Source organism: Saccharopolyspora dendranthemae (assembly GCF_007829955.1).
GTDB classification, from domain to species: Bacteria; Actinomycetota; Actinomycetes; order Mycobacteriales; family Pseudonocardiaceae; genus Saccharopolyspora; species Saccharopolyspora dendranthemae.
Map to the genome: position 1 here is coordinate 269,616 of NZ_VIWX01000004.1, position 14,198 is coordinate 283,813.

At 73.6% G+C, this 14,198-nt stretch carries 1 protein-coding gene (only partly in view); it reads right to left on the minus strand.

Translation table 11 applies throughout. The features are described 5' to 3' along the window. Positions 1–11 precede the first annotated feature (11 nt). Positions 12–14,198, minus strand: the 3' portion of a protein-coding gene (locus FHU35_RS19565) for a type I polyketide synthase (RefSeq protein WP_246110424.1). It continues 12,882 nt past the right edge of the window; the window shows 14,187 of its 27,069 coding nt (coding positions 12,883–27,069); its start codon lies beyond the right edge, outside the window; its stop codon occupies positions 12–14.

Consider the following 14,198-nt stretch of genomic DNA (forward strand, 5'->3'; position numbering starts at 1 on the left):
GGTCAGCTCCTTCAGTCCTGGCCGTCGAGTGCGGCTTGCACCAGGTCATCGACGGACATCGAGTCGATGCCGTCGTCGTGGGAGGTCTCGTCGGCGCCGGAGGTCTCGTCCTCCCGGCTGATCAGCTGCAGCAGCGGCTCCAGCACGCCGATCTCCCGCAGTTGCGACAGCGGGACCTTCCCGAGCAACCGGCGGATCTCGGCTTCCTCGTCGTCGGCCCGGGTCGCCGACGCCGCCGAGTCGGGCAGCAGCTCGCCGAGCACGTGCTCGGCGAGGTCGGCCGGTGTGGGGTGGTCGAACACGAGCGTCGAAGCGAGGCTCAGGCCGGTGGCCGCGCCCAGCTGGTTGCGCAGCTCCACCACCGCCAGCGAGTCGAACCCGAGGTCCCGGAACGGCCGGTCGGGGCGGACCACCTCGACGTCCTGCTGGCCGAGCACCGCGGCGGAGAGCGTCCGCACCAGCTCCAGCACCACGTCCGAGCGCCGTTCGGGCTCCAGCGCGCGGATCTGCTCCGGCAGCGCGGGTTCCTGCGGCCCGCTCGCCTCCGGGGCGTCGTCGGGGATGAGCTCGCGCATCAGCGGGCTCGGGCGGGCGGGACGGCCGGAGCGCCCGGTGTCGACGGCGGTGACGACCGCGGTCGGCCCGGACTCGACGGCGAGTTGCCGCAGCGCCGTGCAGGCGAGCTCCGGGTCCATCGGGATGATCCCGGCGCGCTGAGCGCTCTGCTCGGCCTCGGCGGAACCGGCCATGCCACCGCCGCCCCAGGCGCCCCAGGCGATCGAGGTCGCAGGCAGACCGCCGGACCTGCGACGTTCGGCCAGCGCGTCGAGCATCGCGTTGGCGGCCGCGTAGTTCGCCTGGCCGGGGCTGCCGACGGCCGAGGAGGCGGAGGAGAACAGCACGAAGGCCGTCAGGTCCGAGGTCAGCTCGTCCAGCAGCAGCGCCGAGTCGACCTTGGTGCGGAAGACCTCCTGGAACCGCTCCGGTGTCAGCCGGTCCAGCACTCCGTCGTCGATGACACCGGCGGTGTGCACAACGCCGGTCAGCGGTCCTGGGATCTCGGCCAGCAGCGCCTCCAGCGAGGCGCGGTCGGCGACGTCGCACGCGGCGATCGTGACGCCGACGCCCGCCGAGCGGAGTTCGTCGCGCAGCTCGTCGGCCCCTGGCGCGTCGGGTCCGCGCCTGCTGGCGAGCACGAGGTGTTCGGCGCCGTCCCGGGCCAGCGCGCGGGCGACGTGCCCGCCGAGGGCACCGGTGCCGCCGGTGATGAGCACCGTCCCGGAGGGCTTCCACGCGGCGGTCGGCTTCTGCTCGGACGTGGGCGCGGGTGCGGGCACGAGCCTGCGGGCGAACGCACCGCCCGCGCGGACGGCGACCTGGTCCTCACCGTCCACTCCGGACAGCACCGCGCGGAACAGGGTCGCTGCACCGTCGTCGAGCTGACCGGGCAGGTCCACGAGACCGCCCCAGCGCTCCGGGTGCTCGAGCGCGGCGACCCGGCCCAAGCCCCACACGGCGCCCTGGGTGACGTCGTCGAGCTCGTCGGAGGCGCCCGTGGACACCCCGCGCCGGGTGACGCACCACAGCGGGGCGGTGATCCGGGCGTCGCCGAGCGCTTGGATCAGCGCGGCGGTGAGCAGCACGCCGTCGGGCACCGAGCCGCCGGACGGCGAGGTGAGCGCCAGCAGGGACACCACGCCGTCGAACTCGGTGTCGTAGGAGCGCAGGAGGTCCGCGATGGCGTCGCGGTCGGGGGCGTCGACCTCGACGAGGACGGTGTCGGTGCCGAGAGCGTTCACCGCGGCGGTGACCTGCTCGTCGGCGTCGCGGGGAACGACGGCCAGCCACGTCCCGGTCGGTTCGCCGGGGTGCGCTCCGCCGAGCGGGCGCCAGGCGATCCGGTGCCGCCAGCGGTCCACCTCGGCGAGGTCCTGGTGCTGCTTGCGCCAGTCGAGCAGCGCGGGCAGCACCTGGGACAGCGCGGCGCCGTCGACCTGGAGCACGTTCTCCAGCGAGGGGAAGTCCTCGCGCTCGACGGCGTCCCAGAACGCGTGGTCGTCGGCGTCGTGCGCACCGGCGGAGGTGGGCTGGGACAGCGCGTCCGGCCAGTACCGCTGGCGCTGGAACGCGTAGGTGGGCAGGTCGATCCGCCGCGCCCCGGTGCCCTCGAAGAAGGCCGACCAGTCCACGGTCACGCCGTCGACGAACAACCGGCCCAGCGAGGAGGTGAACCACGCTTCCTCGTCGCGTTCCCGGCGCAGGACCGGGACGCTGCCCTCGACGAGCGCGGAGAGCGGGCCGTCCGGACCGATCTCGACGAAACCGGTGACGCCGGACTCGCGGACCGCGTCGACGCCGTCGGCGAAGCGCACGGTGTCGCGCACGTGCCGCACCCAGTGCTCCGGCGAGGTCACATCACCGCTGGAGGCCAGGGGGATCTGGGGCTCGTGGAAGGACACCTCCGCGACCGCGGCCCGGAAGTCGTCGAGCATCGGGTCCATCAGCGGTGAGTGGAACGCGTGGGACACGCTCAGGCGCTTGGGCTTCCAGCGCGAAGCGAGTTCCAGCACCTCGCTCTCGACGCCCGACAGGACCACCGATTGGGGCCCGTTGACGGCCGCGATGGACACGCCGTCGGTCAGATGCGGCAGCACGTCGGCTTCGGCGGCTTGCACCGCCACCATCGCCCCGCCCTCGGGTAGGGACTGCATCAGCGACGCCCGCGCCGAGACCAACCGGCAGGCGTCCGCCAGCGAGAACACGCCCGCCACGTGCGCAGCCGCGATCTCGCCGATCGAATGCCCCACGAGGTGATCCGGCTCGACGCCCAGCCACTCCACCAGCCGGAACAGCGCCACCTCGACCGCGAACAGCGCGGGCTGCGCGAACTCCGTGCGGTTCAGCAGCTCGGCGTCCTCACCCCACATGACCTCGCGCAGGTGCGGATCGAGCTGGTCGAGGACCTCATCCAGCGCGTCCGCGAACACCGGGAACCGGGTGTGAAGCCCGCGGCCCATCCCGACGCGCTGCGCGCCCTGCCCCGAGAACAGGAAGGCGAGCTTGCGGTTGCGCGCGGCTTCACCGCGCAGAACCCCCGGCGCGCTGCGGTCGTCGACCAGGGCGGTCAAACCGTCGACCAGCTCCTCGTGGTCGGTGGCGAGCACGCCGGCGCGGTGCTCGAAGGCGGCTCGCGTCGTCGCCGCCGAGCACGCGACGTCGGTGAGCGGGAACGCACCGGAACGCACGTGCCCGAGCAGACGACGGGCCTGCTCGCGCAGCGCCGCCGGGGTGCGGCCGGACACCGGCACCAGCACTTCCGTCACCGGAACCGCGGCGGCTCCGCCGTCCTCCTCGCGACGCGGGGCGTGCTGCTCGATGATGACGTGCGCGTTGGTGCCGCTGGCACCGAAGGACGACACACCGGCACGACGCGGAGTCCCCGCCTCCGGCCAGCCGGTCCGCTCGGTCAGCAGCTCGAGCGCACCGGACTCCCAGTCCACGTGCGACGACGGCGCGTCGACGTGCAGCGTCTTGGGCAGTTCGCCGTGCCGCATCGCCATCACCATCTTGATCACCCCGGCGACTCCGGAAGCGGCCTGGGTGTGGCCGATGTTGGACTTGACCGCACCCAGCCACAGCGGCCGCTCCCGGTCCTGCCCGTAGGTCGCGAGAAGTCCTTGCGCTTCGATCGGATCGCCGAGCTCGGTACCGGTCCCGTGGGCCTCCACCGCGTCCACATCGGACGGTTCGAGGCCGGCGGTGGCGAGCGCCTGCCGGATGACCCGCTGCTGCGCGGGACCGCTGGGAGCGGTGAGGCCGTTGGAGGCGCCGTCGGAGTTGATGGCCGAGCCGCGGACCACGGCGAGGACCTGGTGCCCGTGCCGCTCGGCGTCGGAAACCCGTTCCAGCACCAGCATTCCCACGCCCTCGGACCAGCCGGTCCCGTCGGCGGCATCGGAGAAGGCCTTGCACCGGCCGTCGCGCGAAAGCGCGCCCTGCGCGCTGAACTCGACGAACCCGACCGGTGTCGCCATCACGGTGACACCGCCCGCCAGGGCCATCGAGCACTCACCGGAGCGCAGCGCCTGCGCCGCGAGGTGCAGCGACACCAGCGAGGAGGAGCACGCGGTGTCCACCGAGACCGTCGGCCCCTGCAGGCCGAACGCGTAGGCCACCCGGCCGGAGAGCAGGCTCGCGGACTGCGCGGTCTGCCACTCCATGCCGGTGATCTCCGCCGGTGCCCGGTACTCGCCGCTGCCGCCGCCGACGAACACGCCCGTGGCGCTGCCGCGCAACCGGCCAGGGTCGATCCCCGCGCGTTCCAGGGATTCCCACGCCGCTTCCAGCACGAGCCGCTGCTGCGGGTCCATCACCAGCGCCTCGCGCGGCGAGATGGAGAAGAAGTCCGGGTCGAAGTCGGCGACGTCGTGCACGAATCCGCCGCAGCGGGTGGCGCTGCGGCCTTCGTCGAACAGCGCCCCGAGGTCCCAGCCGCGGTCGGCGGGCATCTCACCGACGGCGTCGACCTCGTCGACCAGCAGTCGCCACAGGTCTTCGGGGGACCGCACGCCGCCGGGGTAGCGGCAGCTCATGCCGACGATCGCGATGGGCTCGTCCGCCGCGGGCCCGACCGGCAGCGCGACCGGGGCGTCGGTCTCGCCGGTGAGCTCGGCGAGCAGGTGATCGGCGAGCTCGGTCGGCGTCGGGTGGTCGAACACCAACGTCGCCGTCAGGGCCAGCCCGGTCGCCCCGGTGAGCTGGTTGCGCAGGTCGACCGCGGTGAGCGAGTCGAAGCCGAGGTCGCGGAACGGCGCGTCCTGCTCGACGGCGTCGGAGTCGCCGTGGCCGAGGACGGCGGCCGCACGCTCGCGCACCAGGGTCAGCACCGCGCTGCGACGCCGTCCCTCGGGCATCGCGAGCAGCTCCTGCCGCATCGCCGGTTCCGCATCGGGCTCCCCGGTCCGCACCGCGCGGGCTTCGGGGATCCCGGAGAACAGCACGGCGCGTTCGCCGAGCGCTCCGGCGAAGGTCTCCCAGCGGACGTCGGCGACGGCCACGGCGGGTTCCTGGCCCGCCACCACACGTCCCAGCGCGGTCAGCGACCGCTGCGCGGGGACGGCCGGGAGGCCGCTGAGGCGCAGGTGGGAGCTCATGCTCCGGTCGGTGGTCTCGGCCCACGGTCCCCAGGCGACGAAACGGGTCGGGCGGCCACGGCTCTGGCGACGGCGCGCGAACGCTTCCAGCCGCGCGTCGTGGGCCGCCTGCGGCGAACCCCCGCGCACGCCCCAGGTTCCCGCGATGGAGCCCAGCACCACGAACGCGTCCAGGTCGCGCTCGCCCAGCAGCTCGTCGAGGTGCGCGAGCCCGGCCAGCGCGTGCTCGGGTGCCTCGGCGTGCTCCTCGCCCGCGTGCACCACGGCGGTGAGGTCGTCGACGCCGTCGAGCAGCGCGATGAGTCCGTCGCGGTCGGCCGTGTCGCAGATCGCGACGGTCGCGGGGTGCTCCCGCATCTCCTCGGACGGTTCCTCGGCGCCGGTGAGCACGAGGTGGTCGGCGCCGTTGTCGGTCAGCCAGCGGGCGACGAGCTCGCCCATCGGGCCGGTCCCGCCGACGACGAGGACGGTTCCCCGCGGCTTCCAGGCCTCCTCCGCCGAGGCGACGCGCACCAGTCGGCGGGCGTGGACGCCGTCGGCGCGGATCGCGACCTCGTTCTCGTCGTCCGGGACCTGCCCGAGCCAGCCGTCGACGACCTCGGGCAGGTCGATCAGGCCGCCCCAGCGGTCCGGGTGCTCCAGCGCCGCGACCTGTCCCGCACCCCAGACGTGGGCCTGGGCGGTGCCGCGCAGCGGCTCGCCGGCCACGGCGACGGCACCGCGCGTCACGCACCACAGCGGGGCGGTGATCCCGGCACCGGCCAGCACTTCCAGCAGCTCGTCCGGTCCGGTTCCCAGCAGCGACACGACTCCGGCGAAGTCCTGAGCCGGCGCCTCGCCGACGGTCTCGGCGCGCACCACGTCGTCGCCGAGCGCGTGGGCGGCGGCCGCCGCCCACGCGTCGCCCGCCGGCACGAGCGCGAGCCACGTTCCCGGCGCGAGACCGGTTCCGGTGACCGGGGTCCAGGTCGTGGTGTAGAGCCAGTTCTCCTGCCCGGGGCGGTCGAGGACGGTCCCGGCGACGGTGTCCGGCCAGTAGCGCTCGCGCTGGAAGGCGTAGGTGGGCAGGTGGATCCGGCGCGCTCCGGTGCCCTCGAAGAAGGACTCCCAGTTCACGTCGTGGCCCTCGGTGAACATCCGGCCCAGCGCGGAGGCGAAGGCCTGCTGCTCGTCGCGGTCCCGGCGCAGCAGCGGGACGCTGCCCTCGACGAGCGCGGAGAGCGGCCCGTCGGGACCGATCTCGACGAACCTCGTCGCCCCGGCCTCGCGCGCCGCGTCCACGTCGTCGGCGAAGCGCACGGTGTCGCGGACGTGCCGCACCCAGTGCTCCGGCGAGGTCACGTCACCGCCGGTGGTGAGCCGGATGCTGGGCTGGTGGAAGACCAACCGCTCCACGACGGCCCGGAAGTTCTCCAGCATCGGGTCCATCAAGGGCGAGTGGAACGCGTGGGAGACCGTGAGACGCTGCGACTTCCAGCGCTGCGCGAGCTCCAGCACCTCGCCCTCGACACCCGACAGCACCACCGAATCGGGGCCGTTCACGGCCGCGATCGACACACCCTCGGTCAGCAGCGGCAGCACGTCGGCCTCGGCGGCCTGCACCGCCACCATCGCGCCACCTTCAGGCAGCGCCTGCATCAACGACGCGCGCGCCGACACCAGCGCGCAGGCATCGGCCAGCGACAGCACGCCCGCCACGTGCGCGGCAGCGATCTCACCGACCGAATGCCCCACGAGGTGGTCGGGTGTGACGCCCAGCCACTCCACCAGCCGGAACAGCGCCACTTCGACCGCGAACAGCGCGGGCTGCGCGAAGCCGGTCTGGTTCAGCGCGTCGGCGTCCTCGCCCCACATGACCTCGCGCAGCTGCGGATCGAGCTGGTCGAGGACCTCATCCAGCGCGTCGGCGAACACCGGGAACCGGTCGTAGAGGCCCCGGCCCATCCCGACGCGCTGCGCGCCCTGCCCCGAGAACAGGAAGGCGCTCGCTCCTCCGCGCCGCACGACGCACCGGGCCAGCTCGACCGGACCGGAATCGGCCGGCATCAGCGCCGCCCGGTGCGCGAACGCCGAGCGGCTGGTCGCCAGCGAGTAGGCGACGTCGATCGCCTCGCCCTCGGCACCCCGCACCCGCTCGATCTGGGCTTGCAGCGCCGCCGCGGTCTTCCCGCTGACCAGCCACGGCGCGGGCGTCACACCCCGCTGCGCGGTGGCCGCGTCCCGCTCCGGGACGCCCTCCAGCACGACGTGGGCGTTGGTGCCGGACAAACCGAACGCCGACACGCCCGACACTCGCGGACGGCCGGTCTCCGGCCACTCGACCGCCTCGGTGAGCAGCGACAGCGCGCCGGAATCCCAGTCGATGTGCGAGGTCGGCTCGTCGACGTGCACCGTCCTGGGCAGGATCCCCTGCCGCATCGCCATGACCATCTTGATCACACCGGCGACACCGGCGGCGGCCTGCGCGTGACCGAGGTTCGACTTCACCGAACCCAGCCACAGCGGGCGGTCCCGATCGCGGAACGCGGCCAGCAGCGCCTGGGCCTCGATCGGGTCGCCCAGGGTGGTGCCGGTGCCGTGCGCCTCGATCGCGTCCACGTCCGCCGAGGACAGGCCCGCGTCGGCCAGCGCGTTGCGGATCACCCGCTGCTGCGACGGGCCATTCGGCGCGGTGAGTCCGTTGGACGCGCCGTCGGAGTTCACCGCCGAACCGCGCAGCAGACCCCACACCTCGTGGCCGTTGCGGGTCGCGTCGGACAACCGCTCCAGCACGAGCACGCCGACGCCCTCGGACCACGATGTCCCGTCGGCGGCGTCCGCGAAGGCCTTGCACCGGCCATCGGGCGCGAGCCCGTCCTGCGCGGTGAACTCGACGAACGAATCGGGGCTGGACATCACCGAGACACCGCCGGCGAGCGCCAGCGAGCACTCGCCGCCGCGCAGCGCGCCCGCGGCCCAGTGCATCGCGACGATCGACGACGAGCACGCGGTGTCGACGGTGACCGCAGGACCTTCCAGTCCGAGCGCGTAGGCGAGGCGGCCGGACATGACGCTCGCCGTGTTGCCGGTGGCGAGGTAGCCCAGCACGTCGAGGTCCTGCGAGCGGCGCAGCACGTGCTCGTAGTCCTGGCCGTTGGTGCCGACGAAGACACCGGTTTCGCTGCCGCGCAACGACACCGGGTCGATTCCCGCGCGTTCCAGTGACTCCCACGCGGTTTCGAGCACGAGTCGCTGCTGCGGGTCCATCGCCATCGCTTCGCGGGGCGAGATCCCGAAGAACGCGGCGTCGAATTCCGCGGCACCGCGCAGGAAGCTCGCCTCGCGGGTGGCCGACGCACCGGCGTCCAGGGCCGTCAGGTCCCATCCGCGGTCGTCCGGGAACGGGCCCGCCGTGTCCTCGCCGTCGAGGAGCAGCCGCCAGAGCTCTTCCGGCGAACCGATGCCCCCGGGGAAGCGGCAGCCGATCCCGACGATCGCGATCGGCTCGTCCGCTGCCGGACCGGTACCGGTCCGCGTGATCACCGCCGGTTCGGTCCCCGCGGCGCCGACGGCTTCGCCGAGCAGGAACTCCGCCAGGTCCACCGGTGTCGGGTGGTCGAACAGCAGCGAGGCGGGCAGCGTCAGACCGGTCGCCGCGGCGAGCCGGTTGCGCAGCTCCAGCGTCGTCAGCGAGTCGAAGCCGAGGTCCCGGAACGCGCGGTCCGGGTCGATCTCGGTGGCCCGCGCGTGGCCCAGCACCCCTGCGACGTGCGCCATCAGCAGGTCGAGGACCGCCCGGCGACGGTCGGCCTCGGGCAGCCCGGCGAGTTCGCGCAGCGGCTCCGGCTGCTGCTCGGCCGCCGACTCCGCGCCGATCGACACCCGCCGCACCTCGGGCAGGTCGCTCACCAGCGGCGCGGGGCGGAGGTGCGTGAGGCCGGGGAGGAACCGCGACCAGTCGATGTCGGCGACGGTGAGGGAGGTGTCGCCGCGTTCGATCGCGCGCTGCAGCGCGGCGATCGCCTGCTTCGGCGGCATCGGGGCGAAGCCGCCTCGCCGCAGCCGTTCTTCGACGCCCTCGTCGACCGCCATGCCCGAACCGGCCCACGGTCCCCACGCGATCGAGGTGGCCGCGAGGCCCTGCGCACGGCGCATCTCGGCGAAGGCGTCGAGGAAGGCGTTGGCGGCAGCGTAGTTCCCCTGCCCTGCCGCGCCGATGACCCCGGCGGTGGAGGAGAACAGCACGAACGCGTCGAGGTCGCCGGTGAGCTCGTGCAGGTTGCGGGCGGCGATCGCCTTGGTGCGCAGGACGTTCGCGAAGCTCTCGGACGTGAGCGAGTCGACCAGCGCGTCCTCGACGACACCGGCCGCGTGGAACACCGAGGTGACGTGGTGTTCGGCGAGCAGGGCCGCGAGGGCGTCGCGGTCGGCGGCGTCGCAGGCGGCGATCGTGACCCGGTCCCCCAGCTCCTGCGCGAGCTCCGCGGCGCCCGGCGCGTTCGCGCCGCGCGTGCCCACGAGCAGCAGGTGTTCCGCGCCCGCCTCGGCGAGCCAGCGCGCCACGTGGGCGCCGAGCGCCCCCGTCCCGCCGGTGACCAGCACCGTTCCCGGCCGGAACTCGCGGCCGGCCTGGTCGTCGGCCTCGCTGCGCACGAGCCTGCGGGCGTAGACGCCGGAGGGCCGCACCGCGACCTGGTCCTCACCGGTCCCGGCGAGCACACCGGCCAGTCGGCGCACGGCGTTGCGGTCGAGCTGCTGCGGGAGGTCGATGAGACCGCCCCAGCGCTGCGGGTGCTCCAGCGCGATGACGCGCCCGAGTCCCCACACCGCCGCCTGATCGGGTGCCGGGCCCGCATCGCGGGTGCCTGCGGCGACCGCGCCGCGGGTGGCGACCCAGAGCGGTGCCTCGACCCCGCTGTCGCCCAGCGCCTGGGCGGCAGCGGTGGTGCGGGTCAGGCCCTCGTGCAGGTCCGCTTCCAGCGCGAGCAGCGACAGCACGCCGCTGAAGGAGTCGTCGAGGTCGTGCAGGGCTCGGGCGAGCTCATCGCGATCGGTTCCGGCTATCTCCAAGCGGACGGTGTCGACACCGAGGCCGTCCAGGAGGTCGTGCGCGCGCTGCCCGGGGTTCTGGAGCACGAGCCAACGACCGGTCGGCATCGCGGTGGTGGTGACCGGTCGCCACGTCACGCCGTAGCGCCAGGAATCCACTTCGGACATCTGGTGCCTGCGACGCCATTCGGCGAGCGCGGTGAAGTCCTCGCGCTCCACCGCGTCCCAGAACTGCTCGTCGAGCGATACCGCCGTCTCGGCGGGTTCGTCGGCGGGGGCGGCGGCCTCCGGCCAGAACCGCTCGTGCTGGAACGGGTACGTGGGCAGGTCGACGGCCCGGGCTCCGCTGCCGTCGAAGAACGCCGGCCAGTCAACACCCGTTCCGCGCACGTGGAGCAGGGCCAACGAGGCGAGCAGGGCGGGCACCTCGTCGCGGTCGGAGCGCAGAGCCGGGGCGAGAACGGCGTCGGCACCCAGGATTTCCTGCGCGAGGGCGCTCAACGTCCCGCCGGGGCCGATCTCCAGCGCCGCGCGCACGTCCCGCTGCTCGAGCTGTGCGACGTTGTCGGCGAAGCGCACGGCGTCGCGGATGTGCCGCACCCAGTGCTCGGGCGAGGTCACGTCACCGGCGACCACGAGCGGGATCTCCGGTTCGCGGAAGGTCAACCCCTCCACGACGGCCCGGAAGTCCTCCAGCATCGGGTCCATCAAGGGCGAGTGGAACGCGTGAGAAACCGTGAGACGCTGCGACTTCCAGCGCTGCGCGAGCTCCAGCACCTCGCCCTCGACACCCGACAGCACCACCGAATCGGGGCCGTTCACCGCAGCGATCGACACACCCTCGGACAGCAGCGGCAACACCTCGGCCTCACCGGCCTGCACCGCCACCATCGCGCCACCTTCAGGCAACGCCTGCATCAACGACGCCCGCGCCGACACCAGCGCGCAGGCGTCCTCCAGCGACAGCACACCCGCCACATGAGACGCCGCGATCTCACCGACCGAATGCCCCACCAGCTGATCCGGGGTGACGCCCAGCGACTCCACCAGCCGGAACAGCGCCACCTCGACCGCGAACAACGCCGGCTGCGTGAACTCCGTGCGATTGAGCAGCTCAGCGTCCTCGCCCCACATGACCTCGCGCAACGGCCGGTCCTGCCGGGAGTCCAGGTGGGCGCACACCTCGTCGAAGGCGTCGGCGAACACCGGGAACCGCTCGTGGAGGTCGCGGCCCATGCCCAGCCGCTGCGATCCCTGTCCCGAGAACAGGAAAGCGGTGCGGCCGCGCGTCGACACGCCTCGCACCAGCGCGGCCTCGGGCTGGTCGTCGCGCAGCGCGGTCAGGCCGCGCACCAGGCCGTCGCGGTCCTCGGCGATCACCGCGGCGCGGTGCTCGAACGTCGACCGCGCGGTCGCGAGCGTGCCGGCGAGGTCGGTCAGGTGCGCGTCCGGTTGGTCGTCGAGCAGTTCCAGCAACCGGGCCGCCTGCTGGCGCAGCGCCCCCGCCGCTCGCGCCGAGACGAGCACCGGGACGGTTCCGCCGACCGGCTCGCGCTGCTCGGCGTCCGGCTGCTCGACCGCCGGCGCCTGTTCGAGGATGGCGTGGGCGTTGGTGCCGCTGAGCCCGAAGGAGGACACCGCAGCTCGGCGCGGGCGACCTGCCTCCGGCCAGGAGGTTTCCTCGGCGAGCAGGTCGATGGCGCCGGGAACCCAGTCCACCTTCGTGGACGGCTGCTCGACGTGCAGCGTCCGCGGCAGCACGTCCCGCTGCAACGCCTGCACCATCTTGATCACGCTGGCGACGCCGGAGGCCATCTGCGTGTGACCGATGTTCGACTTGATCGAGCCGAGCAGGAGCGGGCGCTCACGCCCCTGGCCGTAGGTGGCCAGCAGCGCGTCCGCCTCGATCGGGTCGCCCAGCGCCGTACCGGTCCCGTGCCCCTCCACCACGTCCACATCGGACGGTTGCAGGCGCGCGTTCGCCAGCGCCTGGCGGATGACCCGCTGCTGCGCGAGACCGTTCGGGGCGGTGAGGCCGTTCGACTCGCCGTCCTGGTTGACCGAACTGCCCCGCACCACCGCGAGGACCTTGTGACCGTTGCGCTCCGCGTCGGAGAGCCGCTCCAGGAGGACCAGACCGACGCCCTCGGCCAGCGTCATGCCGTCGGCGGCGTCGGAGTAGGCCTTGCAGCGGCCGTCCGCGGCCAGCGCCCGCTGACGGCTGAAGCCGACGAACGCGCCCGGGGTCGACATGATGCTCACCCCGCCCGCGAGGGCGAGCGAGCTCTCCCCGCCGCGCAGCGACTGGCAGGCGAGGTGCAGCGCCATCAGGGACGACGAGCACGCAGTGTCCAGGGTGACCGCAGGCCCTTCCAGGCCGAACAGGTAGCTGATCCGCCCGGACAGGACGCTGGAGAGCGCGCCGGTGATCATGTGCCCCTCGTCGGGGGCCGCCCCACCGGCACCTGCCGAGTAGTCCTGGTAGCTGGCGCCGATGAACGCGCCGGTGAGGCTGCGGCGCAACCGGTGCGGGTCGATGCCCGCGCGCTCGATCGCCTCCCACGCGGTCTCCAGCAGCAAGCGCTGCTGCGGGTCCATCGACAGCGCCTCGCGCGGGCTGATGCCGAAGAAGCCGGGATCGAAATCCGCTGCGTCGTGCAGGAATCCGCCCTGGACCGAGTAGGTGCTGCCGGGCCGGTCCGGGTCCGGGTCGTGCAGGAAGCCGTCCCAGCCGCGGTCCGCGGGGAACCCGGAGATGGCGTCGACGCCGTCGGCGACGAGCCGCCACAGGTCCTCCGGTGAGCTCACACCGCCGGGATAGCGGCAGGCCATGCCGACGATAGCGATCGGCTCGTCCTCGGCGACCGCGGCGACCACCGGCGCGTCGTGCCGGGTGTCGCCGCCGCCGATCTCGGCGAGCAGGTGGTCGGTGAGCGCCAGCACGCTCGGGTGGTCGAAGACCATCGTGGTCGCCAGCCGCAGGCCGGTCGCCGCCACGAGGCGGTTGCGCAGATCCACCGCGGTGATCGAGTCGAAGCCGACCTCGCGGAAGGCCCGGTCCTCCGGCAGCGCGTCCGGGCTGGAATGCCCGAGCACCGTGGCGGCCTCGGAACGCACCAGCTGCAGCACGGCCTGCCCGCGCTCGCCGGCCGGAAGCGCGCGCAACCGCGCGACCGCCCCGCCGTCGCTCGTCGCGGCCTGCTCCGCTGCGGCGTTGCGCCTGCGGACCTCGGAGATCTCGTCGAACAGGGTCGTCGGCCGCGCCGCGGTGAACACCGGGTGGTAGCGGTCCCAGGCGACGTGCGCGATGGCGAGTTCGGTCTCGTCGTCCTCGATCGCCCGCTGCAACGAACCCAGCGCCAGCCGCGCCTTCATGAACTCCAGTCCGCTGCGGCGGATCTGCTCCGGATCGACGCGGCCGAGACCGAGGTCGTCGGACCAGATGCCCCAGGAGATCGCGGTCGCCCGCAGACCGCGGGCGCGGCGGTGGGCCGCCAGCGAGTTGAGGTAGGCGTTGCCGGCCACGTAGGCGGCGTGGTCGCCGCTGCCCCACATGCCCGAGACCGAGGAGAACAGGACGAACGCGTCGAGGTCGTCGGGCAGCAGGGCGTCGAGGTTCCGCGCGCCGTGGACCTTGGCGCTCAGCACCTCGGCGAGGACGTCGGCGGTGGCGTCGTCGATCGGGTGCAGCCCGATGGTGGCGGCCGCGTGCAGGACCGCGCGCACCTGATGGCCTTCGGCGCTGAGCCGGTCGAGCAGTGCGGCGACCGAGTCGCGGTCGGCGACGTCGCAGGCGACGACCGTCGTCGGGGTGCCGAGTTCGGCCAGCTCGCGAGCGAGTTCGGCGGCGCCGGGCGCGTCCTGGCCGCTGCGGCTGGTGAGCACCAGGTGCTCGGCGCCCAGGTGGGCGAGCCAGCGGGCGACGTGCGGCCCGAGCGTGCCGGTGCCGCCGGTGATGATCGTCGTGCCGCGCGGCGTCCACGGCTCGGAGCGGTCGGATCGCGCCGGGGCGTGCAC